Here is a 24,512-nt window from a genome sequence, read left to right as displayed (position 1 = left end):
GGGACCCTCTGGGAAGTCTCAACCGGGACGCGGCGGGGGGACGCGGTAGTGGTCCAGCTCGAGCCCGAAGTCCTCGATCCACCGATACACCTGCTGCCGCGAGCACCCGAGGTGCCGGGCGACCTCCGCGACCTTTCCCTGGTGCGCGCGCAGGTGGGTCTCCAACTCCAGGGGGGTGGCTTCGATGGCGCGCGCCGGACGCGGAGCAGGAGGCTGGGAGGACCCCTCCTCCGCTGACGTCGGCGCGAGAGTCCTGGCCGTCAGCATCCGTCGCTCCGCCTTCAGCTCGTGCTCCACCTGCATCCCCAGTTTCAGCGGTCCTCCGTCCGAAGCGATGACCGCGATGGAGAGCACGTTGAGCAGGCCTCGCACGTTGAGCGGCCAGTCATGCAGGAGCAGTGCCTCGGCGAGGCCCACGTCGATGGGCCGGGCTTCGGCCTTCATGCGGCCGAGGAGGTGGCGCGCGAGCGGCGCGATGTCCTCGCGGCGCTCGCGCAAGGGAGGCATCAGGAGGCGCCACTGGACGAGCCTCGCGTAGAGGTCCGCGCGGAAGGCGGCCTCGTTCACCTGGGAGACGAGGTCCCGGTGGGTGGCCGCGAGCACCCGCACGTCGATGGGGAGCTCCTGCGTTCCTCCCAGGGCGCGGACCTGCCGCGTCTCCAGCACGCGGAGCAGCTTGACCTGGAGCATGGGAGGCATCTCCCCCAGCTCGTCCAGGAACAGCGTGCCTCCATGCGCCTCGCGCAGAAGCCCGTCCCGGGAGGCCGCCGCGCCAGTGAACGCGCCGCGCACATGCCCGAACAGCTCGCTGTCCAGCACGCTCTCCGCGACGCCACCGCAGTTGAGCGCGATGAAGGGCCCCGCGCGGCCGCTCAGTTCATGGAGCGCGCGCGCCACGACCTCCTTGCCCGTCCCGGTTTCGCCCAGGATGAGCACCGACTGCTCATACCGCGCCGCCCGCTCCAGGTCGCGGTGGAGCCGCGTCAGCGCCGCGCTCCTGCCCACCAGTCCGTCGATACGCTGTTTGTCATTCGGGGCCTCGGAGGCCTCGGCGAAGACAAACAGCGTGTCCCCCATTCGAAGGACATCCCCCCACGCGAGGGGGGCGCGTCCCGTGAGCTGTCGTCCATTGAGACGGGTTCCATTGTGGCTTCCCAGGTCTTCGACGAACCAGCTCCCCTCGACGCGTTCGATGCGCGCATGGCCACGGGAGAGCCGGGCGTCGTCCAGGGCGACCCGGGAGAAGAGTGGTGCGCCACGCCCCAGGAGCGTCGAGCCGTTTGCAAGCCCATGCCGCTCATCCCCGATGAACGCGTTCCGCGTATAGGCAAGGACGAGCGCCGCCGCTCCAGTTCCGCCTTCAGCAGAGGGCGCGTGCTCGGCGCTGAGGGTGTCGTCGGTCATCTTGGCCGCCACCCATCATATTGCAAGGAGATGGAATCCGGGAAAACCTGCGCATGCTGTATTCTCCCGTCGGAAAAATCGGGTCCAGTACTACGCGTGCGTCAGCGAACGCGTCAGTGCATGCACGCTACTGAGAGGGAGCTGCCCATGTTGGGTTCATCTCGCTCCGTATTCTTTGGCGCCACTGCCGCGCGGACCGGACACTTCGAGGGAACGGGGCCGCTCGTGGTCAAGCGATCCCGCTGGACGGCCATCCGCTGGAGCGTCTCGTGCGGCTCCGAGGCGACCTCCTCGCCAAGGGTTGTCGACGACGACGTCTACGTGGGAACGCGGCGCGGTGGGGTGGTTGCCGTCGACGCGCGCACGGGAGCTGAGCGAAGGCCGGTGCGATGGCGGAGCGCCCGCGTTCGAAGGCAGCACGGTCTATGCCCTGTCCGGCCTGGGGAAGCGACTTCGCGCACTCGACCTCGCCTGCGGCAAGGAGCGCTGGTCCCATGAGGCGGGCGCTCCCCACGGCGCGCCGCCCGCCTCATGGGACCCACTGGATTCCCGGGTGAGGGATTGACTCCCGGTGCCTTCGCCAGAGGCAGGTTTTGACAGGGAATGACGTGTCAGCCATTCACTCTGACGTGTCGGTTCTTCCCGGAATGGCGTCTTCCCGGTGTGTGCCTAACCCATGCATTCGCAGCAGGTTGTCTGATTGCAGCCAACCTGGAGCCCCAATAATCCGGTGCGGTACAGTGGTTGCGGTTCCGCCAGGGGGCAGCACCGCGGAAGCATTGACTCGAGTGAAGCACTCGAATGTCAGGGGGATGTTGCTTCATGTCAGGCGTGAAGGCGCAAACCACTCGAGAAGCGGTGCATGCCCCGTCCACGTCGTCCGTGGGCCCTCGCTTCGATGCGCGGCAGGACCTGGAGGCCGAGCGGGCGAAGGTGCGGGACATCCTCGCCCCCGGGCAGGCCCTGGCGCCCGCCACGCGCCACTCGATGGAGTCCGCCTTCGGCACGGGCTTTGGCGACGTGCGCGTGCACACCTCACCCGAGGCGGGTGCCGCGGCGCGGGCGCTCGGGGCACGGGCCTTCGCGGTGGGGACGGACATCGTCTTCGGAGCGGGGAACTACCGCCCCGGTGTCCCCTCGGGAGAGCGCCTCATCGCGCATGAATTGGCGCATGTGGTGCAGCAGCGCTCGGCGGGCGTGAGTGGGTTGGCGGCCTTTCCGGAGTCCGTGTCCACGCCCTCGCACCCGGCCGAGGTGGAGGCGGAGCGGGCCGCCTCGCTCGCGGTGAACGGCTTGCCGGTTCCCCGGCTCACGCCCAGCGCCGGCGCGGTGATGCGCGACGTGAGCATGAACCTGGACGCCGGGCCGGAAGCGGACGTCGTGCCCGTGCGCCCCACTGCGCGCACCAACAGGCAGATGGTGGCGGAGGGGCGGGAAGCCGTCTCCAATGCGCTGGACCCGACGCAGCGCCATCTGGTGGCGGACCTGACGCACCTCATCGTCTCCGGGCAGGACATCCTCTGGCTCGATGCGAACGGGAAGCGCAAGGGCACGTTCGCCATGCGACCGGACGCGGTCATCTGGGCGACGGGGTACTACCTGGCCATGGAGTCGGCGCTGGTGCGCCTGGTCGAGCAGAAGAACGAGCGTTGGTGGGCGCCCTGGTCCTTCGAGAAGGACGAGACGGCCTTCCTGACCAACTGGCTCCAACTGGCGGAGGCGACGCGCTTCCAGGCGGAGGTCGCCTCGGTGGGGCCGTTGGTGGCGCTGGTGGGCATTCCCGAGACGAAGCCCGCGGACGACTCCGGCTCGGGTGATGTCGCGACCGCCGAGCGGCTCGTCTCGAAGGTGCGCGAGCGCATCGCCCGGAGCGTCGCCACGAAGGAGGGGGACGAGGAGACCTCCTCTCCTGGCGGAGAGGGGAAGGGCGTTCCGGATCGGTTGGTGGTGTGGTCCGACGAGCGTGGCCCCTTCGTCAATGTCTGGGAGGACGGGGTCTGCAAGGCCCTGCCCGTGTCGGACGGCGAGACGGAGGAGGCGCTCCAGTCGCGCGTGGAAGAGGCGACCGAGGAGCTGCGCGAGTCCCGCGACGCGGCCAACAGCACTCAGGTCGCGAAGGGGGCGAAGCAGACGGGATTCACGGGCAAGGACGGCCAGTTCGTGGGGGGCGCATTGCCCGCGGACGTGCCTCGGCTGGCGGGCGCCCGGAACGTCGCCAACACGCTGCCGTACCCCTCGAAGATCGTGAACTACGGCCAGGAGATCACCGTCACCGGCTCGAGCAGCCGCTTCGAGATGACGCTGGATTACGCGTCCGCGGGCTCGACGACCCTGGACCAGGTGGGCGCGCGGATGCAGCCCATCACGTACTTCTGGGACATCTTCGACGTCACGGACATGCAGCCCGAGAGCCGGGGCGACATGCGGAACGCGGCCCTGAGCTCCGACAACCAGCTGTCGCGCACGGATGCCATCGCTCGCGACTTCGGGCGGAAGATGGGCGACATCGCGGAGGACACGGCGGCGGACGTGGATGACGCCACGTCCGGTTCGGCGCTGTCCGTGGTGGCCACCTGGCCCGCGCGCTCCGCGTGGTTGGGGGTGGTGGGGCTGAGCAACGTGGTGCGCTTCGGGAAGGCGAGCATCAGCAGCTACATCGACCTGGTCACCACGCCTCGGAGCGAGCAGGGCGTGGGGTGGGACCACGAGGGCGAGTTCCTGGTCCGCTGCGTTGCTTCGCCCCAGTTCGACGACGACTCGCCCGTCCGTCGCGCCTCCAGCGTGGCCGCGGTCGTCGTCAAGGTGATGGACGTGAACCGGCGCGCGACGCAGGTGAACGACCAGAACCTCACGAAGCTCCGGCGACTGGAGGCGCTGCGCGACCAGGCCACGGGGGAGGAGCGCGACGGGCTCGACGCCCAGATCGTGGCCCTGCGGCGGGTGGAGACCGCCAGCGTGGCGGAGCTGGGCGGCGATGCTCGCACGGCGCTCGAGGAGCGCATCGCGGTGGCGAACCAGCTCGCCGAGGATCGCAAGGGGAGCGTCGCCAGGGACTCGCGTACACCGGCGTCGCGATTGCTGGATGTGCAGCTCGAGCTTCAGGGCATCCCGCTGGAGGAGTACCAGCAGCAGCTCGCCCAGCAGAAGGAGCAGTTGGGCCAGCGGCTCCAGCTCATCGGCAAGGTGGGCGCGCGCATCCCGGGGGCCAACTTCCGGCCGGCCGTGACGCTGGTCTCCGAGGAGAACGGTCAGGCCCACGAGCTCGTCATGATGCTGGGCGAGGCGGAGGGCTCGCGCGAGGGAGCGCGTCACTACCTGCTGGCGGACGTCACGGCGCCCTCTCCGAAGGACCGCTACGTCTTCGAGGGGCGCAGCAGTCAGGCGGGGACGAAGGGCCATGCGGAGGCGGTGCGCAAGGCGTTCGTCGACTTCCGGGAGAACAACGGCTACGGGCGCGGCACGCTGGCCCTCCGGTTGCCGAAGGCGCTGGAGGACGCGGCGGGCGGCCCCTTGGGGCTGGAGCCTCGCATGCGCAGCGCCCCGGGCACGCGCGGCCGGGTGATGCAGCGCCTGACGGACCTGGCCACCGTGGCGGAGATCGCGGGCCTGTTCCTCACCGGCCCCGCGGGCCTGGCGGTCGGACTGGCCGGCGGCCTGGCGGGGGCCGTCGTCGCGGTGGACAGCCTGTCCCGGCGGCACTCGGCGGGCGCGCTCAAGTGGGACTTCCAGACGATTATGGACGTCTCGGCCATCGTCGGCGGCGTGGCGGCGGTGGCGACTCCCGCTCTGTCGGCACTGCGCAACGCGCCCCGCTGGGCGAAGCGCGTGGAGCGGCTGCAGGGACTCCTCCACATCTACGGCGTCACCCAGCTTGGCGCGACGGTCATCATCATTCCGTACCAACTCGAGATGGAGCTGGCGGAGCTGGAGAAGTTGCAGGGGCAGCTCAGTCCGGGCCAGCTGGCGGCGCGGCGGGCGGAGGCCATCCTCGGCGCGGTCCGTTCGGGGTTGATGACGGCGGGCTCGGCGGTGCAGATGCTCCACCCGCCCGACGCGGGCGGCTCGCCTCGTGCCGCGGACTCCGAGGACGGCCTCGCCACGCGACCGGCGGAGGGAGAGCCTCGGGTCTCCACTCCGGACGAGGTCATGGCGCCGGTGTCACGACCCGGGACGGAACCTCCGGTCCCTGCGCAGGACGGCGACGGCGCGGCTGCGCGGCGAACGGGAGAGGATGCCAGGAAGGCCCGCGCGCCAGGCGACGAGGGGCCGCTGCCCGTGGATGCCGCGGGGCCGACGACGCGTCAGCCCGCGAAGAGCGAACGCGTCACGGCGCTGGAGCTCGAACTGGGCGACCTCCAGGGCAAGGTGGCCGTGGTGGAGGTGGGGCCCCCGGAGTTGAAGGGGCGCTCCACGCGGGTGCGCTACCGGAAGGGCCGGGTTCAGATCGAAGTGGGACCCGAGGCGGGGCCTCATCAGATCCGCACGCACGTGGAGACGGCACGGCTCCTGCGCCGCTACGAGGGGCCCATCGGCCACATCCGTCGGCTGCTGAGCCGGCTCGTCCAGGCCCTCACGCGCATCCCGGGCTACGGGACGCTCGGCTTCGAGTCCCGGCTGGAGGTGCGCAAGCTGAACCGCATCATCAGCGAGCTGGAGTCCCTCCACGCGGGCATCGACGAACGCATCCAGAAGGTCGGAGACAAGGAGGGTTCGGCGCTGGCCCGTGAGAAGGAGTCCGTCCAGCGGGACATCGCGGAGCTGGAGGTCCAGCTCGAACATTACGAGCGACTCGTCGACTCCCTGGAGGCCGGGCGTGGCTATGTGGCCGCGGAGTACGAGGCGGCGACCCAGACCACGCTCTCCACGGTGAAGGCGCAGCTGGCGACCCTCAAGACCGTGCTCGACAAGGATGGGAGGCTGTCGCTCGTCACGACGATCATCGACCAGGCGGCGCTCCTCCAGCACCAGGGCCGGATGACGGGGGTCGAGGACTGGGTCAAGGACGCCGCGACACGCGGCACGACGCCCCGGTTGCTGGAGCTTCGCCTGAGCGAACTCTCAGGGGCCGTGAAACAGGCGTTGTTGTCGCCCGCGGATCTCGTGACCCTGGTTCCGCCGGCCTCGGGGAGCACGGCACCGTTCACGACCGCCGTGACGGCTGGCGGCGGAAAGGTCCGCAGGCAGATAGGGGACCGCGAGAAGGCCGCGCGCCAGTGGTTCTCGGAAGACAAGGTTTCCGCGTTCGACGTCTGGGCGGATCTTCAGGTGAGCCGCGGCATCAATCTTGAGAAGGCCCTGGACACCGGTGGAGGGAGGGGAATGAAGGAACCCGTCGTGAGGGGCCACGTCGATTCCATCGCGGACTCGATGGCCATGACGGAGCAGGCCCACCGGCATGTCGCCAACCTGGTGGGAGATCCTCTCCGTCCCGACCTGCCGCATGTACGCACTGAAATGGACGTCCGAATCATTTCGGGGACTGCGGAGGCCAGGATGGGAAATCACGAGATCCAGCAAGCCTCCGAACTCCAGAAGCGCTCCCAGGAGACGGTCGTCCTCTTCGATAACACCGCCGCGGGGGTGTCATATCCGGGCATCGACGGCACCATCGGCTCGCCGCCACGCGCCATACAGCTCAAGTATCTCGACTCGCCCTTCCCGGACTCCGCTTCGCGAAGCACGGCCATGGGCGCCCTGGAAAAGGCGCGCAATGCCGGATTCAACGATGTGGAGGTCTACATCAAGCCGGATGGCAAGCGCATGAGGGACGTTCTGTTCGGCTGGGGCGGCCCTTTGAGCTCGGAGGGTGGGTCCCGGCAGGTGGGGGATGTCTTTGAGAATCAGATCATCAAGCTCATCGAAATCCAATGTGTCGATGGGGTAATGCGGGTCGAGTTCGTGGACGGAAACTACGTCTTCAAGATTACGCACGTCTTCTAGGAGAAGTGATGGCGGGACTCTTCATCAAAGCTTTTGCGCCGGGCGTGGGGACCGCCGAGGCCGCGGACCGGCTCGCGGAGGCCCTGGCGAAGACTGGCAGGGCCATCCACTCGCGGCAGTGGCGCCACGGGGCCGGGCCTTCCTCCGGGTCCGGCCCCTGGCGGTTCTCCTGGCGGGTGATCCGCGCCACCGCGAGAGGCGGCACGGCGCTGACCCTCCAGGACGGACCCGCCGAGAGCTGGGACCTCGACTTCTTCCGGGCGCTGTCCTCGGTGGTGGATGGCGTGGTGGTGGGCATGGACCTGTATGACCTCCGGTCTCGCCGGGGGCTCGCCAGCTTCTTCTCCGGGCGCACGATGGAGGTGGCCCTCGAGGACGGCGGCCTCCCGCAGATCGCGCTGGGCGCTCCTCCGCCCCACCTGCTCCTCGGTGGCGCCTCCCTGGAAAGCGTGTACGAGGAGCGCTTCGGTAACTTCTGCAACTCCGTGTCCTCCCTCTTGCGCGTGGGAGAAGTCCTCGAAGAGGGACATTGGGAGGTGGCGCCTCCCGCCACGGACTATGTGCTGGAGACCCTTCCACCCGAGAGCCTCCTGGTGTTGTCGAATGTCGAGGCGTCGGACTGGAGCGCCGTGGCCGGACAGCTCGCCCCGGGTGGACGTTGGCGCGCGGGACGGACACCGAGCCTGAAGACTTCCTTCGTCGAGCTGCGTCACCCGGGCGTTTTCGACGAAGCACGCGTCATCGCCATCTCCAAGGCCCTCGCATGTCCCGTCTCGGCCATCGAGTTGGTGTCGGGCGGTTCGCCCTTCCGGTGGGTCGAGGCGAACCAGGGGGACCTGGAGTCGTCGGGCGTGGGCGCGACCGGCATGGATTTCTTCAACACGCTCGGCCGCGCCGTCTTCTTCCTGGGGGAGGGGCCCGGGCTGGTGTTCGGTCGTGGCTCCGGCGGGTGGCACGAAATCACCGGATGAATCCAGGTGGATTCAAACCCTGGGTCAGGTTGAAAGACAGACGCGATGGGGTTTGGGAAAATCGCCGCGAAATAGCCAAGGCATAAATGCCGGCACGTATGGTTGATGGGTTGGCGGGGGCAATGAGAAGTCACATGTCAGACCCCCCGGTTATAAGCCTCGTCGACACACGGACCCGGCGCCAGTCGCGCCGCTCGAATTGCGTCATGACCTGATGGGTCGGGCGTCTGATATTCATTTCAAGGAGAGGTGGCATGGCGACCTATCTGCATCCAGGTGTCTACCTGGAGGAGATTCCGAGCGGTGCAAAGCCTATCGAAGGAGTCGCCACGTCGCTGGCTGCCTTCGTGGGCGCGGCGACGCGGGGACCTCTAGGCACACCGGTCCTGGTGCACAGTCTGGAGGAGTACGAGCGCACCTTCGGGGCCATCAGCAGTGAGCAGGATGTGATGGGTTTCGCGGCGCTGGCCTACTACCAGAACGGCGGCAAGGACGCGTATATCGCCCGCGTGGCGGACCCTACGGGGGCCGTGGCGGCCACCGCGACGCTGAACAACGCGGATCTGACGCCGGACCCGGTGCTCAAGTTGAGCGCCACCAGCCCCGGAGCCTGGGGCAATGGCCTCCACCATCGCGTGGTGCGCTCTGCCTCCACGGCGGCGCCGACCTTCACGCTCGAAGTGGGCCACATGGAGCTGGTGGACGGGCTGCAACGCTTCAAGGCGGACCTGTCCTTCCCGAACCTGTCCATGAACGAGCGCTCACCGAGCTACGCGCTGTCGGTGGTCAACGGCGACTCCTCGCCGGTGCGGCTCGAGTTCGCCAACGGCACGGTGAAGGACCTGGCCGACTTCGGCAAGCTGACGGGCGCGGCGCTCCACGCGACGACGGTTCCCGCCAACTACTTCACCACCTTCGGCCTCCCGGAGGACCTGTCGTTCAGCATCAACCTGGATGCGCTGGGCACGCGCAACTTCACCGTCCTGAAGACGCCCCTGGCGCTCGGGGGGACGGACGCGGCCGCGGACGCGGCGAAGGTGGCCACCGCCATCCAGCAGGCGGTGCGGGGCATCTCCGGCACGGACGCGCCCTTCAAGGACTTCACCTGCACCTACGAAACGGCCACGCGCCAGTTCGTGCTCTCGTCGCCGAAGTCGTCGTACGCCTCCGTGGAGGTCTACGACACGGGCTCGGGCCCCACGCTCGCCAAGGCGATGAAGCTGGACCCGACCTCCAACCCCACCGCGGCACACGGCGCCGTGATGCTGACGCCCGCGTCGGTGGAGGCCAGCTCGACGGCGAAGCTCGCGGGCGGAGCGGCCAACGCGCCCCGCCCGGAGGACTTCCAGGCCGTCTTCGGTGGCGCGCTGAGGAAGATCCGCGACATCACCACGGTGGTTCTGCCGGGCAACTCGCTGCCGAGCACCGGCGCGGGCAACGGCGCCGTCGCCGCGGCGCTCGCGCACTGCGAGGAGATGCGCAACCGGGTGCTCATCGTCGACCCGGAGCCTGGCTTCGAGCTGACGTCGGCCTCGCGCGTGGACCAGCTCAAGCTGCCGACGTCCACCTATGCCGTCGCCTATTACCCCTGGGTGAAGGTGGCCAACCCCTTCTACAAGGCGGAGTCGCCGGGCACGAAGAGCCCCACGGTGAAGGTGGCGCCCTCGGCGTTCGCGGCGGGCATGTGGTCGCGCGTCGACGCGCGCCGGGGCGTGTGGAAGGCGCCCGCGGGCGTGGAGACGGGGCTGACGGGCGTGGCGGGCCTGGAGTTCGGCGTGGATGACGGCGTGCAGGACCAGCTCAACCCGCTGGGCGTCAACGCGCTGCGCGCGCTGCCGAACTTCGGCTCGGTCCTCTGGGGGGCTCGCACGCTGGCCACCAAGGTGGACCCGGAGTGGCGCTACGTGTCCGTGCGCCGCACGGCCATCCTCATCGAGCAGAGCGTCTACAACGGCATCCAGTGGGCGGTGTTCGAGCCCAATGACCACCGGTTGCACGCGGCGCTGCGCACCAACATCGGCTCGTTCATGGACGGCCTGTTCCGGGCCGGTGCCTTCCAGGGCGAGAAGGCCTCCGACGCGTACTTCGTCCGCTGCGGTCTGGGCGACACCATGACCCAGGGAGACATCGACCGGGGGCAGGTCATCGTCGTCGTCGGGTTCGCGCCGCTCAAGGCCGCAGAGTTCGTCATCGTCCGCATCCAGCAGAAGCTCCAGCAGTAGGTCCACGACCGAGGTGATGAGACATGGCCGCACCAATGTTCACGGTGAACACGCACCGGCACGACCCGTACCGGACCTTCAAGTTCCAACTGCTCATCGACGGCCGTCCGGTGGCCGGGCTCAAGAAGATGGGCGCCCTGAAGAAGAAGACCGAGGCCATCAAGTGGCGCACGGCGGGAGACCCGTCGCACGAGCGCATCCTGCCGGGAGGCACCAGCTACGACCCCATCACCCTGGAGCAGGGGCTGACGCATGACCCCGTGTTCGAGGCCTGGGCCGCCCTGGTGAACAACGTCGAGGGTGACGCGGCGATGTCCTTGAAGAACTTCCGCAAGGACCTGGTGCTCAACGTCCTCAACATGCAGGGGCAGGTGGCCATCTCCTACAAAATCCTCCGGGCCTGGGTGTCGGAGTACCAGGCGCTGCCGGACCTGGACTCGCAGGCGATGAGCGCGGTGGGCATCCAGACGCTCACGCTCCAGCATGAGGGCTGGCAGCGTGACACGAGCGTGGCCGAGCCCGCGGAGACCTGATGCCGCTGCCGGGTGGACTCCTCCGCGCCGGAGCGCTCCGGCGACAGTTCTCCTTCCGCGAGCCGGACGGAGCCCTCGAGCTGGAGCTCTCGGAGCTGGCGCGGGGGCGCGGGTCGCTGCCGCGCAAGGTTTCTCGGGTGTTGGCGGCGGCGCTGGAGCACGTGGGCGGTGCTCCGGTGGACGTGGTGCTCGCGGGAGAGCTGTGTGTCGCGGATCGACAGTTCCTGATGCGAGGACTGGAGCGGCTGCTCGGCCTGGAGCGGTCGTGGCACACGGTGGTGTGCGGCGCGTGCGGCGAGCGGTTCGACTTCGAGCTGCCGGTGTCGCGCTTGCCGGTGAAGCAGGCGGGGGAGGGCTTCCCCTTCGCGGAGGTGGAGACGGGGCAGGGGCGGGTCCGGGTCCGCGTGCCCGCGGGCGCGGACCAGGAGGCCGTCGTGGAGGAAGGGCGGATGGATGCGCACGCGTTGCTGGCGCGCTGCGCGGAGCCGTTGGACGCCTCCACGTGGGACGTGACGCGGCTGGATGCCGCGGACGTGCAGCGCATCGACGAGGCATTGGAGGCGGTGTCTCCAGCGGTGGTGACGCGGGTCCGGGCGCCCTGTGCCGCATGCGGGGACGTGCGGGAGGTGGAGGTGGACCCGTATGGGTGCCTGTCCATGGACCCGGAGGTGTTGCTGGAGGAGGTCCACACGCTGGCGTCGACGTACCACTGGAGCGAGCGGGACATCCTCGCGCTCCCGAGGCACCGGCGGCGGCGGTACCTGCGTCTCGTGGAACGGGGCGCGGGTGTGACGACGTGAAACGACTTTGGAGTCCGCGATGGGGTTTCTGGCTGACATCCTTGCCGATGCGCTCCCGCACCGGGTGCCCGAGGCACCGCTGGAAGAGTGGGAGGACACAGCTGTGTCCGAGGTCGTCGGGGAAGCACCACCGGCGTGGGGCGGAGAGCCCGCCCCCCGGTCCGCGGACCATGACTGGGAGGCCAGGCCTGACTCCGGAAACGGAAATCGAGGTCTGGGAAAGGTGGCTAGCGCAGTGGTCCCTCAGGGGCAGGGCGGCATCCTGGCAGGTGCCGTCCGAGTTCCAGTGGAGGCTGGTGGGGAACCGGACCGGGCGACCGGCGAGGACCCCGACAGCCTTGATGTTCTACCCGACCCGGTCCTGGTGAAGTCACGTGGGGCGGGTGGGTTCAAGGTGCCTGAAGGCGTGACCGGACTGACGTCGCTTCCTCGTGGAGCGGGGTTGGAAGAAGGCACGACCCAGGACACCGAGCGCCCCTCCGTTCCGCCTCTGGCTTCGACAGGCCTGCTCAGGAGAAAGCCACAGGGATCCGCCACCCCTCCCGCCTTTGTGTCGTCCGTGCCTCCGCGTGTTTCGGAGGCTCGAGGTCCATCGATGCCCGCGTCCCAGGAGGCCGCGCCTGGCCGGTCCTCGGGGCCGGCGGCACCGGGGGCCTCCGTTCAAGAAGTCCCAGCGTCGAAGGGGCGGGCCGCGCCCGGGTCCGCTTCGTCCGAGTCCGCTTCGTCCGAGACTCCAGCTCGTGCCCGGCTCCCAGTGCCGGGCGCGCCCGCCGCCGAGCGGGAGGCGCGGGAGACTCCTCGGGACGTCGCGCGACAGGCTCCGCCGCCAGGGGAAGCCACGCGAGGGGCTGCTCCGGCGTTGCCACCGCGGCGCGAGCTCCAGGAGCCCCGTGTGCACATCGGCGAGGTGCACGTGGTCATCACCGCGCCGGCGCCCGCGCCCGCGTCTTCCTCCGCGATTCCGGGCCAGGGCTCGGACTTGCTCAACCGTCACTACCTCCGGAACGCCTGAGATGGCCCTGCCTGAATCCTCGGTCTCCGTGGCCTGCCGCTCGCTGGCGGACTTCGTTCGCGAGAGCTTCCGCCTGCAGGGGCAGACGGTCCGCGTGCCCATTGGAACGCCCGCCGCCGCCGCGCCCGCCACAGGTGACACGGACCACCGGGTCAACCTGTTCTTCCACCGCTTCGAGCCACCGCCCATGGGCGCGGACGTGCTGCCCGGTCAGACTTGGTTTCTGCGCGTGCACTGCCTGGTGACGGCGTTCGCCGCCGCCGAGGACACGGTGAGCGCGGGGGAGAACGACCTGCGCCTGCTGGGCGAGGTCATCCGCTTCTTCCACGAGAAGCCCGTCATGGACGCGCTGGAAGCCTCCGGCGAGGTTGTCCGCCTGCAGCTCCTCTTCCAGCCGCTGAGCCTGGATGACATCAACCGCCTCTGGTCCACGCAGAAGGACGTCGTCTACCGGCCGTCCGTGGCCTACGAGGTGGCGCTCGTGCCGGTGGTGCCGCGCACGCGCACGCGCGAGGCGCCTCGCGTGGTGTCCGTGGGGGCACACGTGCAGTCGGGGACGCAACGCGGGCCGGTGCCGGCGGTGCCAGCCTGGACGCCGCCCCTGGCACGGTTGAGGGTGGACCCCCGGTTGGAGGACTGGGCGCCGCAGGTTGGCTTCGTGCGCGCGGGGACCTGCACGCAGAGCCTGGTGTTCGAGGTGGGCAGCCCGGAGCTGGCGGGCTTCACGCCAGAGGTCGTGGTGGCCGGAGCGGCCGGGGCGAGCGTGCACTTCCGGTGGGACGTCTGGGACCAGGCCCTGGGGTGGCGCACGGTGGACACGGCGGTCGACATGACGCCGGCCGTGCTGGAGGTGGACCCGGAGCAGCCGCCCGCCACGTCGCGTGTGCCGGTGCCGCTGCCCTTCTCGGACCATGCGGGACAGGCCGTGCTCTACGCCGTGCGCCGCTACCGGCGCGCCGCGGACGGGCCGGAGGGCGTGGAGCTCGAGGCGCGGGGCAACCCCGTCTTCGTCACCTTGCATGGAGGTGGCGCATGAGCACGGAACCCCTGCGGGCGGAGGTGGAGCGGGTGGAGTTGCTGGGGCAGTGCCTGTCGCGGCTGCGGCAGGGCGCGTCGTTGGAGGACGCGGTGCTGGAGCGGCTGCGCGAGGCCCAGGCGCGGGTGCGGGGGGCCCGGGAGGATGGCTCGGCGTGGCGCCGGCTCCGCGCGAGCCAGCTCGCTCCCGTCGAGTACGACGTGCTGGCCTGCGCGGTGGCGCCCGAGATGGAGCCTCGCGTCGGCTGGCTCTTCCAGCAGCTCCAGCCAGGCGCGACGCAGCCGGTGTACCCCACGGCGGCGCTCATCCAGGAGCTGCTCGCCTTGCAGCCCGCGGACGGCGCGAGGTTGTCGTCGGTGTTGTCCGAGGACGCGCCCCTGCGGCGCCTGGGGTTGCTGGAGCGCGACGAGGGAGGCCCCTACTCGCCCATCCGGCCGAGCCGTGGCCTCACGCCGCGCCTGCTCGGAGCCCCGGAGCCGCCCCTGTCGCTCCCGGGCGCGCTGCGGGTGCCGGGCACGGCGCGCTGGGAGGAGCTGGTGCTGCCGGAGGCGAAGCTGGCGCTCCTGCGGGAGTTCCTGTTGTGGCTCCAGCATCGCGAGACGGTGGTGGAGCAATGGGGCGGCCGCGCGATGGGCGGCCCCGTGGCGTTGTTCTCCGGCCCGTCCGGGACGGGGAAGACGTTCGCCGCCTCGGTGCTCGCCACGACGATGGGCTGGGAGCTGCACCGCGTGGACCTGGGCGCGCTCGTCAGCAAGTACATCGGCGAGACGGAGAAGAACGTCAGCAAGCTCTTCGACGCGGCCCACGGGCGCGACGTCATCCTCCTCTTCGACGAGGCGGACAGCCTCTTCGGCCGCCGTGGCGAGGTGCGCGAGGCCCGCGACCGGTACGCCAACCAGGAGGTGAGCCACCTGCTGGCGCGAATCGAGCAACACACGGGGCCGTGCATCCTCACCACCAACCTCAAGGGCAACCTGGACCCGGCGTTCGCCCGCCGCTTCCAGGTGGTGGTGGAGTTCCCCCGGCCGGACGCCCGCGCGCAGGCGAGGTTGTGGCGGGGGCTGCTGCCGCCGCGCGCGCCGCTGTCGCCGGAGGTGGACCCAGAGGTGCTGGGCTCGGCGGTGAGCCTGTCCGGTGGCGGCATCCGCAACGCAGCGCTGCACGCGGCCTATCTCGCCGCGGGCGCGGGGACCCCCATCGGCATGCGGGAGCTCGCGCTCGCGGTGTGGCGCGAGCTGGGCAAGGAGGGGCGCGACGTGTCCGCCTCCGAGCTGGGGCCCTTGCGCAAGCACCTGCCAAAGGAGCTGGGGCCATGCTGACCATCGACGCGTTGCACCTGCGGCTGCCAGCGGGCTTCGAGCGCCGCGCGGACACGCTCGTCCGGCTCGTCGCGCGCGAGCTGTCCCGCGTGCACGCGGTGAATGAAGGGACGCACCACGTGCCTTCCGCGCACCTGTCGTTGCACGTGGACCTGTCGCTGCCGGATGGGGAGGTGGCCTCGCGCATCGCGCACGCGCTCGTCTCCCATGTCAGGGGCGCGGTGGAGACTGGCCGGGTCGAAGAGGAAGGAGGCCGTGGATGGTGAGGGTGAGCAGGGGCGCGCTGGTGGAGTACGGCCTGTCCGTGCCTCCCCTGGCGCTGGTGTTCGACTTCAATCCGCGCACGCTTTCGCGCACGCGCACGCTCACCTTGCGCACGCCGGGGACGCCAGGGTTGCGCGGGGCCTACGACTTCGCGCTGCCCACGGAGACGCCCCGCGTGGCCCAGGGCGTGTCGGTCGAGCCGGAGTCGTTCACGCTGGAGATCCTCCTGGACGCCACTGACCGCATGCACGAAGGCGACGCGGTGGCCGCCACGCTGGGCATCCAGCCGGAGCTGGACACGCTGCGCACGCTGGTCGAGCCGAAGTCGCAGGGGCCGGGAGGGCTTCAGCTGCTGGCCAGCCTGGGGCTCGGGTCGGAGCGGGCCTTCCAGCGCGAGCAGTTCGCGTCGGTGCTGCTGTTCGTCTGGGGTGGCCAGGTGCTGCCCGTGTTCCTGACGTCCGTCCGGGTGGAGGAGACGAACTTCCTGCCATCGCTGGTGGCCTACCGGGCGACGGTGTCGCTCACGTTGCAGGTCATCGAGGGCAACAACCCGTTCTACCTGCGGGAGAAGGCCCGTCAGCTCGTGGGCGCGGCGGTCAACAGCGGCCGGCTCACCGCGGACCTGCTCAAGGGGGTGCTGTGATGTTCCCGCGTGACTCTCGGTATGCGAAGGCCCGTGCCTTCGACGAGGACCCGGTGTTGGGGGAGGTGTTCCGCGGCGTGAGGCCTCGCGCCATCGGCCCGGCCACCGGCGTGTTGGAGCACGTGGTCCGCTCCGGTGAGCGCCTGGATCTGCTGGCGCGCCACTACTACAACGACGCGAGGCTGTGGTGGCGCATCCTGGACGCCAACCCGGGCTTCCTCTTCGGCGGCGACCTGACGCTCGACAGCTTCGTGGGCCAGGTCATCCTCATCCCGCGGGCCACGGAATAGCGCCATGCTGGCCGACCTGTTCAGCGAGCGCTTCCGGGAACCCGTCGAGTGCGCCATCGAGGTGCGAGGCCGTCCCATCACCTCGCTCTATCCGTTCCTCCGCGAAGCCAGGGTGGAGGTGAGCCGCGACCGGGTCGGCGTGGCGACGCTCGTCTTCGACACGCGCCGCGACGAGAGCGGGCGCTGGACGGTGCAGGACGCGGAGGTCCTGGCCCCCTGGGAGCCCATCCTCATCGAGGCCCGCTTCGGTCAGCACACCGAGGAGGTGCTGCGGGGCTTCGTGCGCGAGGTGCGCGCGGACTACCCCGAGGACATGGGCACCGCCCGCGTCACGGTGTCCTGCCAGGACGAATCGCTGGCGATGGACCGCGAGCACGTGCGGCGCGTGTGGGGCGCGGAGGCCCCGACGTCGGACGGCGTGCTGCTGGCGGAAGTCGCCGCGCGCCACGGTCTGGTGGTGGACCCCACCAGCGGCGCCGGCCTGAGCGGATTGGTGGTGCCGCAAGACTCCACCGACATCCGGTTCCTGCGTGCCCGGGCCGAGGCCAACGGGTACGAGCTGCTGGTCCGGGGAGGCGTCATCTACTTCGGCCCCATGCGGCTGGACGCAGAGCCCCAGCCGACCATCCGCGTCTACGCGGGCCTGGACACGCACTGCCGCGCGTTGAGCGTCACCACGGACGGGCACCGCCCGAACACGGTGGCGGTGGACCTGGCCCCCTTGTCGGGCGCGGAGCCACGCCGGCAGGAGGTGACGCCGGACCTCCCGCTGCTCGGCACCCAGCAGGCGCACGGTGGCCAAGAGGGGCGCGACTTCACGTGGCTGCTCACCCGCGAGGGGGCCGTGGACGAGGAGGAGCTGCTTGCCCGGGCCCGGCGCAAGGTGAACGACTTCTCCCTGCGCGTGCGCGCGGAAGGGGAGCTGGACGGCACGGCCTACGGTCATGTCCTCAAGGTGGGCCAGCCCGTGGGCGTGGACGGCGTCGGTGAGTGGCTGGGCGGCATCTACTACGTGGACGCCGTCACGCATGTCTTCTCACACGACGGTTACCGGCAGGGGCTGCGCCTCTTGCGCAATGCCTATGGGGACAACCTCGGGGGCGGGGCGCTCAACGTGCTGGGAGGTCTCCTGTGACGCCAGAGCTGCTCACGGAGCTCATCCGGCAGACGCGCGACAAGTACTTCGGCAAGTACCGGGGCTTCGTCGCGGACAACCAGGACCCGGAAGGATTGGGGCGCCTCAAGTTGAGGGTGCCGTCGGTGCTGGGCTCCGAGTCCTCGCCCTGGGCGCTGCCCTGCGTGCCCTTCGGTGGCGCCGCGGGACATGGCTGGTTCGCCATTCCGGAGGTGGATGCCCAGGTGTGGGTGGAGTTCGAGGAGGGGGACCTGCGCAGGCCCATCTGGACGGGGACGTTCTGGCAGAAGAAGGAGGACGTGCCGGAGGACGCGGCGAAGACGCCTCCCACCACGCGCCTGCTCCGCACGCCCGCGGGCCACGTGTTGCGGTTCGACGACGCGAAGGACGAGGAGGCGGTGCTGCTCCACCACCCGAAGGGGGCGCAGCTGAGCATCGACCCGAAGGGGACGGTGGCGCTGACGGACGCCAAGGGCGCCACGGTGGTGCTGGACGCGGAGGGCGAGGAGCTGCGCGTCGAGGACAGCCACGGCAACTCGCTCGTCCTGTCCTCCAGCGGCGTGCGGGTGGAGGACTCGCACGGCAACACCATCGAGACCGCGTCCTCGGGGGTGAAGGTGAAGGGCCAGCAGGTGGTGGTGGAGGGGACGCAGGTGCTTTTGGGCGGCAGTGGCGGGGAGCCCGTCATCAAGGGGCAGAGCTTCCTCACCCTGTTCGCCACGCACGTGCACACCTCGTCGGCGCCGGGGGGCCCCACGTCGCCGCCCATCCCCCAGGGCGAGATGAGCACGCTGTCGACGTCGGTGATGACGAAGTGAGGGAAAGGGACGAGGGATGAGCGAGCCATTCGATCAGCGTCAGCGCCTGGGGGACCCACCGTGCCTGGCCTTCCCGTTCCGAGTGGAGGCGCAGGGGCCGGCCATCAGCCGGCGCGGCCAGCACGTGCGGGAGCAGATCGAGCAGGTCCTCTTCACCACGCCCGGGGAGCGGGTGTTCCGCCCGGACTTCGGGGGTGGGGCGAAGATGCTGGTGTTCGAACCCAACGGCACGCCGCTGTGGGACGTGACGCGGCGGCGCATGCAGGCTGCGCTGGCGGACGCGCTGCGCGGAGAGGTGGACCCGGGCAGCCTGGAGCTGGAGGTGACGGGCGAGGACGAGAAGCTCCAGCTCGTCGTGCGCTACCGGCTCACCACGCTGGGGGTTCCCCAGCAGCAGCTCTTCGCGGTGGGAGGCGTCGGTGGCTGACACGCCCGTCCCTGAAATCATCTTCGAGCCCGGGCTGCCGGGGTGTGGCCGCCGCGTGGTGCGGGGACTGCCCCGGCCGCTCCCCGACGTGGGCAACGACTTCGACTGGCAGGTGCGCGACTTCGACGGCTTCCGCCGCTTCATGATGGAGGAGCTGGCGGCGCGCATCCCGGAGCGCCAGCGCTGGACGGCGGCGGACATCGAGGTCGTCCTGGTGGAGGTGCTGTCGGCGGTGCTCGACCAGCTGTCGGACATGGCGGACCGGGTCGCCGCCGAGTCCTTCCTGGAGACCGCGCGCCGGCCGGAGTCCGTGCGGCGGCTGTCGCGGCTCATCGGCTACGACGCGGAGCGCATGGCCTTCGCCGCGGGAGACATCCGCACCAACCCGGCGGCGGATGGGGAGGGGGCGAGGGCGGAGCTGGAGCAGGCCTGGGCGGCGAACCCCTTCCTGATGGAGGCGGCGCGGCGCGCGGGGCCTCGCGAGCTGCACGTCCAGCGGCGCATGGTGACGGTGGAGGACTACGGCGGGATGTTGGAGGAGCACCCGCTGGTCCGCCACGCGCAGGCCTCGCTGGAGTGGGGCGGCTCGTGGACCGTCGTGCGGGTGGCCATCATCGGGGGGAATGCCCGGGTGCTGGATGCCGTGGAGGGCACGAGCGCGGCGGCCACCACGCCCGCGGACCTGCGCAAGCGCGTGGAGCGCTTCCACATCGAGCGGGGGCTGGATGCGCCGCACTGGCCGGACACCTCCCTGCGCACGTTGCTGGGCGGCTACGTGGAGACGTACCGGATGATTGGCCAGGAGGTTCAGCTCCAGGACGCGGTGCCGGTGGGCATCCAGCTGGCGTTCACCGTCCAGGTGGGGCCGGACTACTTCCAGTCCGAGGTCCGCGCCGCGGTGGAGCAGGCCCTCGGGCGCGGCCCGGGAGGGTTCTTCGAGCCGGGCCGGCTGCGCTTCGGAGAGGACGTCAACGCCAGCGACCTCATCCAGACGCTCACCGCGCTGGAGGGCGTGGAGACGGTGCAGTTGGATCAGCTCAAGCGTTTCGGCGCGCGCTACCTGGACCAGGTGGCCACCGGCCGCATCCTGCTCCAAGGCATCGAGCTGGCCACGTGTGACAACGACCCGGCCCATCCGGAGCGGGGCTCGTACACGTTGAACCTGCGGGGCGGGAGGCGAGGGTGAGCAAGTCATCGGACATCACCCGGTGGAACCGGGCGGGGTTGCGGCGCATCCGCTACGTGGACGCCAACGCGGCCACGCTGCTCGAGGAGCTCCGCGCGCGATTGGACGAGCGCTTCAACCGGCCGGAGGCGTCCGTCCGCTGGCCCGGGATGCAGGCCCCGGTTTCGGAGAGCGAGTCCGAGCGGCAGGCGCGGCTGCTGGCCCAGTACGAGGCCCCGCGTGCCTCCGTGCCGGATTGGGGTTGGGAGATCGCTCGCGCCCTGGCGCGTGCGACGCACGTCCTCACCGAGCACGTGGATGCCTATGCCAACGAGGGCTACCTGGGGACGGCGACCCAGTGGGAGAGCCTGCGTCGGCTGGTGGAGATGATCGACTACCACCCGTCGCCTCCCGCGTCGGCCTTCACTCCGCTGGTGGTGCACGCGAAGGCGGGGACGCGGGGACGGCTGGGGCGAGGCTTCGCGGTGCGGCACTCGCCGCCGGACGGGGGCGCGCCTGTCACGTTCGAGTCGCTCGACGACCTGGACGTGGACGCGGAGCTCAACCTGCTCCGGCCCGCGGGACATGGGGTGAGTCCGGACGCGCTGGGACACTCCACGAAGAAGCTGGTGTTGGAGGGGAGCCTCTCCGGCATCAACGCGGGTGAGCCCGTCGTCCTCGAGAGCGAGGTGGATGGGCGGTGCGTGGCCTTCGTGGTGGACAGCGTCCTCCAGGAGGCGGGGACCACGACCCTGCGGGTGACCCCCACGCTCCCGAGCAACGGCTTCACCCTCGGGCGTACGCGCGTGCATGTCCGCCCCAAGGAGCGGTTGCCGGTCCAGGGGCCGCTGCGGACGGGCGGCTCGGTGGGGTTGATGCTGCGGCTGGCGGTGGAGCCGCGGGGCCTGCTCGCGGGGGACATCGTCACCGTGTCGGACGGACAGCGGCGCTACTACCGGCGCGTCACCTCCGTGGACGGGAAGAAGGTGGGGTTGGACCGGAGCATCGGCGAGCTGGCCCTGGCGCAGGCGGTGCTGGCCCGGCCAGTGGTGGTGCCGGTGGCGCGGCAGATGGGGAAGCGGATCATCACTTCGAGCGAGCCGCCCACGGTGGAGTATTTCGTCCAGGTCCCCGGTGCCTGGCAGCGCTTGAACGGGGAGACGCTGGGGGACCCGCGCGCCTTCGAGGACCCGGTGCGGGAGTACGAGGTGCACGTGGTGTCCGCCGCCGAGGTCCCGGTGGAGACCTCCGAGGAGGCGAATCGAGGCTACACCCTGCTCAAGCTCACCCAGCGGCGCGCTGAGGGAGAGACGGAGGAGTCGCTGCTCAACCCGCAGTCCTTCCTGGCGCCGCCGCCCGCGTCCGCGGGGGGCTGGGAGGTGGGCACCTTCCTGATGGCGGACGACTCGGCGTCGCTGCTGCCGGGGACTTTGTGGGCGGACAAGCCCAAGGGGCTGGGGGCGGGGGACTTCGCGGTGGTGGTGACGGGCGTGCAGTCCTCGTGGGGGCGCCTGGCCTCGGTGGCGAACAACGCCGAGCTGGGGCGCACGGAGCTCGTCCCCGTGGACGGCTGGCAGGGCCGGGGCGGGGGAGAGTTTCCCCGCGCGGAGACGCGCGTGTACGGCCGCTTCCAGGAGGTGGCGCGGCTGGTGGGTTGGGAGGAGAACGCCACGCCGCTGTCTGGCACGCAGGTGCCGCTGGCCACGGTGCCACGGGGCCTGACGTTCGGCCGCGCCGTGGTGGTGCGGCAGGAGGGCGGCACGGCGCCGCCGCTGCTCACGCGCGTGCAGGGCACCGGCGAGGGCTTCGTCGCGCTGGTGGACCCGCTGCCTCCCGGCAGCACGGTGGACAACCTGGTCCTCCACGCGAACGTCGTCCTGGTGGGGCACGGAGAGCGCAAGCCCGAGGAGGTGCTGGGCAGCGGAGACGCCACCCAGACCGGACAGGCGTTCGTGCTGAAAGAGCGCGGCCTCTCGTTCGTCGCGGACTCCACGCGCGCGTCGGGCGTGCGCGCGGACCTGGAGGTGAAGGTGGCGGGCCGCCGCTGGCAGGCGGTGGAGAGCCTGCGCGAGTCGGGCCCCACGGACCCGCACTACACGGTGCGCCTGGTTCGCGACGGGGAGCTGGCGGTCGTCTTCGGTGATGGGCGCAACGGCCGGCGGCTGCCGACGGGCGCGAACAACGTGCGGGTGGGCTTCCGCGCGGGCTCGGGGCTGCGAGGCAACCTGCCCGCGGGCAGCCTCGCGAAGCCGAGCCGGCCTCATGCGCTGGTGGAGGCGGTGGAGCAGCCGCTGCCCGCTTCGGGGGGCAACGACATGCAGGACGTGGAGGCGCTGCGCCGCACCGCGCCCGCCACGGTGCTGACGCTGGAGCGCGCGGTGTCGACGGAGGACTTCGCCAGCCTCGCCATGGGCCACAGCAGCGTCTGGCAGGCGCGCGCGCTGCTCAAGCGCAACCCCGGCTCCCGCATGGAGCTGGTGGAGGTGGTGGTGGTGCCCTCGGACGGTGGAGAGCTGGGGCCCCTGAAGCAGTCCCTGGCGGACTTCCTGCGCGCCCACGCGCTGCCGGGCGTGGAGGTGTCGCTCTCCCGCTACCTCAGCGAGCCGGTGACGCTCGACGTGGAGGTGGAGGTGGACACGCGGGCCTTCAACCCGGACGCGGTGGTGCAGGCGGTGCGGGCGGCGCTGCTGGACGCGCTGTCGCTGCGGCACCGGGGGCTGGGACAGGCGCTGTACCTCAGTGACGTCTACAAGGTGGTGGAGGCCGTGACGGGTGTGGAGAGTTCCATCTGTGTGATGGCCGGTGTGCCGGGGCTGCAGCGCAAGGACGCGCCGTCCGGCGCGCACGTCGTCTACCTGGCGCCGGAGGGGCAGGACCTGTCCGTGCGCTTCAAGGAGTACTCACTGTGAGCTCGGGAAGCGGGGGGACGGGGAGCGGGCTCGGCGCGCAGCTCTACGGGCTGCTGCCGGAGGTGTACCGCACGCGTGACAACGGAGACCTGCGCGACTACCTGGGGTCTTGCGGCGAGGTGCTGGACCTGGTCCGCGGGGTGATGGCCCAGCGGTTGGCGGATGCGTTCCCGGACCATCCGGACGCCCAGGGCTGGACGCTGCCGTACCTGGCGGAGCTCCTGGACGTGAAGCTGCTGTCGCCCGCGGAGCCGGAGCAGCGGCGTGAGCTGTCCCAGGCCGTGTCGCTGCGCCAGCGCAAGGGCACGCCCGGGTCGGTGGTCCAGGTCGCCCAGGATGTCGGCCAGTATGCGTGGGACACGGAGGACCCTCGGAACGAGCCCTCCGAGCCTGTCTACCTCCAGGAGGGTTGGAGGCGGGTGGCGGTGACGCCGCGCGTGGGACAGCCGTTGCTCCCGCCGGAGTCGCTCGGGGCCCTGCCACTTCCGGCGGGGGCGCCAGCGCGACGGCACCCGGCGCTGCCCGCGGCGACGGTGGACCTGCGGTACCTGTCCCGCAAGGTGGCGCTGCCGCCGCGTGGGGATGGTTCGTCGCTGCCGCCGTTGCAGGAGAACGTGCACGGCATCCCAGCGGCGCCCGGCCACTTCGACGACGTCTCCCGGCGGACACCGGACCTGCGCCGGCCCTCCGCGCGGCAGGGACAGGTCCACCCCAAGCGCGTCGCGGTCTTCACGCTGCCCAGGGTGGGGTTCTTCCCTCCGGGCTGGGAGTTCGGAGACACGCGTCCACTGCCAGTGCCCGCGGAGCCGTCGCGCGTGCTGCCCCGACGCCGTCAGGGGCCCCTGACGCCCGAGCCGGAGTCGGGCGACTACGTCCTCGAGAACCTCGTCCTCCCGGAGGGAGAGGACGTCATCGTCGGCAATCGGCCGCTGGTGATGCGCAACTGCGTCGTCCAGGGCAACGTGTACATCGACGCCTTCGATACCGCGCACGTCATCGAGGACTCCATCGTCACGGGGATGGTGACGAAGAACCTGGGGAACGAACTCGTCGTCCGCCGCTCCGCCTTCGGCCGCCTCCAGCTGGAGGCGGGCACGCCGGACGTGGTCGGCGCGACGGTGGAGGACAGCCTCCTGGGGTCACTCGAGAGCACGGCGTTGATCACGTTGCTGAGCGTGACGGTGCTCGGCTCGATGGACGTGGCGCGGTGCTTCGCCAACGACTCGCTCTTCGCGGGCTCCGTCACTCCCCGCCCCGGGGTGGGCAACTGCTTCCGCTACTGCCGGCTGCCAGAGGCCACGCTGGGGGCGTACACCGTGGAGGGGCAGCCCGCGGAGGCGTACGCGTGTACGAGCGAGGTGCCCCGTTTCCGCGCCACCGTCTTCGGAGCACCCGGCGCTGGCGTGCTCGCGAGCGACAGCGGCGCGAGGCTGCTCGATGGCGCGGAGGATGGAGGGGAGCTGGGGGCCTACCGCCACCGTCGCTATGCGTTGCGCGACGAGGCGGTGCTCGCCCGGCTCCGTGAATCCCTGCCCGCGGGCATGAGCGCCATCCTGGTTCCCGACGAACGGCTCGGCCTGGCCCTGCCCGTCGTCACGCCTCCTTCCACCTGATTCCCGCTTCG

General features: G+C 70.6%; 17 protein-coding genes. 16 read left to right on the top strand and 1 reads right to left on the bottom strand.

Features of this window, described 5'->3' with window-relative positions:
* Positions 1-18 precede the first annotated feature (18 nt).
* Entirely contained in the window at positions 19-1,404 is a 1,386-nt protein-coding gene (locus GTZ93_RS28960; protein ID WP_167548471.1) for a sigma 54-interacting transcriptional regulator, read from the bottom strand.
* Between the two features lie 822 nt (positions 1,405-2,226).
* Here GTZ93_RS28960 and GTZ93_RS42365 point away from each other — a divergent pair.
* The 16 genes from GTZ93_RS42365 (at position 2,227) to GTZ93_RS28875 (ending at position 24,501) form a co-directional block, all read left to right on the top strand.
* Complete coding sequence (locus tag GTZ93_RS42365) at positions 2,227-7,344, top strand: eCIS core domain-containing protein (RefSeq protein ID WP_161663135.1); 5,118 nt, start codon at positions 2,227-2,229, stop codon at positions 7,342-7,344.
* 8 nt (positions 7,345-7,352) lie between these two features.
* Entirely contained in the window at positions 7,353-8,315 is a 963-nt protein-coding gene (locus tag GTZ93_RS28945) for a hypothetical protein (protein ID WP_139919663.1), read from the top strand.
* 254 nt (positions 8,316-8,569) lie between these two features.
* On the top strand, positions 8,570-10,537 hold the full coding sequence (locus GTZ93_RS28940) for a phage tail sheath family protein (RefSeq protein WP_139919664.1): 1,968 nt from the start codon (positions 8,570-8,572) through the stop codon (positions 10,535-10,537).
* Positions 10,538-10,560: 23 nt separating this feature from the next.
* Positions 10,561-11,070: a phage tail protein gene (locus GTZ93_RS28935; RefSeq protein WP_120524088.1), complete on the top strand. Its 510-nt coding sequence runs from the start codon at positions 10,561-10,563 to the stop codon at positions 11,068-11,070.
* Entirely contained in the window at positions 11,070-11,870 is an 801-nt protein-coding gene (locus GTZ93_RS28930; protein ID WP_161663134.1) for a hypothetical protein, read from the top strand. Before GTZ93_RS28935 ends, GTZ93_RS28930 begins: the two co-directional genes overlap by 1 nt.
* A 1,013-nt stretch (positions 11,871-12,883) precedes the next feature.
* Positions 12,884-13,918: a DUF4255 domain-containing protein gene (locus tag GTZ93_RS28925; protein WP_139922283.1), complete on the top strand. Its 1,035-nt coding sequence runs from the start codon at positions 12,884-12,886 to the stop codon at positions 13,916-13,918.
* On the top strand, positions 13,915-15,237 hold the full coding sequence (locus tag GTZ93_RS28920) for an ATP-binding protein (protein ID WP_139922281.1): 1,323 nt from the start codon (positions 13,915-13,917) through the stop codon (positions 15,235-15,237). Before GTZ93_RS28925 ends, GTZ93_RS28920 begins: the two co-directional genes overlap by 4 nt.
* The gene (locus GTZ93_RS28915; protein WP_139922280.1) at positions 15,231-15,503 is read left to right on the top strand and encodes a hypothetical protein; all 273 of its coding nucleotides are present in this window, start codon (positions 15,231-15,233) and stop codon (positions 15,501-15,503) included. Before GTZ93_RS28920 ends, GTZ93_RS28915 begins: the two co-directional genes overlap by 7 nt.
* A complete protein-coding gene (locus GTZ93_RS28910) occupies positions 15,497-16,144 on the top strand; it encodes a hypothetical protein (RefSeq protein ID WP_014394729.1) in 648 nt (215 codons plus the stop codon). Before GTZ93_RS28915 ends, GTZ93_RS28910 begins: the two co-directional genes overlap by 7 nt.
* Positions 16,144-16,434 (top strand): LysM peptidoglycan-binding domain-containing protein, encoded by a 291-nt coding sequence (locus tag GTZ93_RS28905; RefSeq protein ID WP_120616579.1) that lies wholly within the window; start codon positions 16,144-16,146, stop codon positions 16,432-16,434. Before GTZ93_RS28910 ends, GTZ93_RS28905 begins: the two co-directional genes overlap by 1 nt.
* 4 nt (positions 16,435-16,438) lie before the next feature.
* Positions 16,439-17,569, top strand: a complete 1,131-nt coding sequence (locus GTZ93_RS28900) for a phage late control D family protein (RefSeq protein WP_139922278.1) — start codon at positions 16,439-16,441, stop codon at positions 17,567-17,569.
* Positions 17,566-18,387, top strand: a complete 822-nt coding sequence (locus tag GTZ93_RS28895; protein ID WP_139922276.1) for a phage baseplate assembly protein V — start codon at positions 17,566-17,568, stop codon at positions 18,385-18,387. The genes GTZ93_RS28900 and GTZ93_RS28895 overlap by 4 nt, the downstream gene beginning before the upstream one ends.
* Positions 18,388-18,403: 16 nt before the next feature.
* A complete protein-coding gene (locus GTZ93_RS28890; protein ID WP_014394733.1) occupies positions 18,404-18,814 on the top strand; it encodes a GPW/gp25 family protein in 411 nt (136 codons plus the stop codon).
* A complete protein-coding gene (locus GTZ93_RS28885) occupies positions 18,807-20,000 on the top strand; it encodes a baseplate J/gp47 family protein (protein WP_139922274.1) in 1,194 nt (397 codons plus the stop codon). The genes GTZ93_RS28890 and GTZ93_RS28885 overlap by 8 nt, the downstream gene beginning before the upstream one ends.
* Positions 19,997-22,888 (top strand): baseplate J/gp47 family protein, encoded by a 2,892-nt coding sequence (locus GTZ93_RS28880; RefSeq protein ID WP_161663133.1) that lies wholly within the window; start codon positions 19,997-19,999, stop codon positions 22,886-22,888. Before GTZ93_RS28885 ends, GTZ93_RS28880 begins: the two co-directional genes overlap by 4 nt.
* A complete protein-coding gene (locus tag GTZ93_RS28875) occupies positions 22,885-24,501 on the top strand; it encodes a phage tail protein (protein ID WP_139921903.1) in 1,617 nt (538 codons plus the stop codon). The genes GTZ93_RS28880 and GTZ93_RS28875 overlap by 4 nt, the downstream gene beginning before the upstream one ends.
* Positions 24,502-24,512: the final 11 nt, after the last annotated feature.

This window comes from Corallococcus exiguus, from assembly GCF_009909105.1.
In the GTDB taxonomy this organism is placed as follows: domain Bacteria; phylum Myxococcota; class Myxococcia; order Myxococcales; family Myxococcaceae; genus Corallococcus; species Corallococcus exiguus.
The sequence above is the reverse complement of the archived record's forward strand: the minus strand, read 5'-3'. Positions and strand labels throughout refer to the sequence as shown.

Excerpts from the sequence above, each read along its gene's own strand:
- GTZ93_RS28915 (WP_139922280.1), top strand. The coding sequence starts at position 15,231 with ATGCTGACCATCGACGCGTTGCACCTGCGGCTGCCAGCGGGCTTCGAG.
- GTZ93_RS28925 (WP_139922283.1), top strand. The coding sequence starts at position 12,884 with ATGGCCCTGCCTGAATCCTCGGTCTCCGTGGCCTGCCGCTCGCTGGCG.
- GTZ93_RS28960 (WP_167548471.1), bottom strand. The coding sequence starts at position 1,404 with ATGACCGACGACACCCTCAGCGCCGAGCACGCGCCCTCTGCTGAAGGC.
- GTZ93_RS28910 (WP_014394729.1), top strand. The coding sequence starts at position 15,497 with ATGGTGAGGGTGAGCAGGGGCGCGCTGGTGGAGTACGGCCTGTCCGTG.
- GTZ93_RS28920 (WP_139922281.1), top strand. The coding sequence starts at position 13,915 with ATGAGCACGGAACCCCTGCGGGCGGAGGTGGAGCGGGTGGAGTTGCTG.
- GTZ93_RS28935 (WP_120524088.1), top strand. The coding sequence starts at position 10,561 with ATGGCCGCACCAATGTTCACGGTGAACACGCACCGGCACGACCCGTAC.
- GTZ93_RS28900 (WP_139922278.1), top strand. The coding sequence starts at position 16,439 with ATGCTGGCCGACCTGTTCAGCGAGCGCTTCCGGGAACCCGTCGAGTGC.
- GTZ93_RS28940 (WP_139919664.1), top strand. The coding sequence starts at position 8,570 with ATGGCGACCTATCTGCATCCAGGTGTCTACCTGGAGGAGATTCCGAGC.
- GTZ93_RS28930 (WP_161663134.1), top strand. The coding sequence starts at position 11,070 with ATGCCGCTGCCGGGTGGACTCCTCCGCGCCGGAGCGCTCCGGCGACAG.
- GTZ93_RS42365 (WP_161663135.1), top strand. The coding sequence starts at position 2,227 with ATGTCAGGCGTGAAGGCGCAAACCACTCGAGAAGCGGTGCATGCCCCG.
- GTZ93_RS28945 (WP_139919663.1), top strand. The coding sequence starts at position 7,353 with ATGGCGGGACTCTTCATCAAAGCTTTTGCGCCGGGCGTGGGGACCGCC.
- GTZ93_RS28890 (WP_014394733.1), top strand. The coding sequence starts at position 18,404 with ATGAGCGAGCCATTCGATCAGCGTCAGCGCCTGGGGGACCCACCGTGC.
- GTZ93_RS28905 (WP_120616579.1), top strand. The coding sequence starts at position 16,144 with ATGTTCCCGCGTGACTCTCGGTATGCGAAGGCCCGTGCCTTCGACGAG.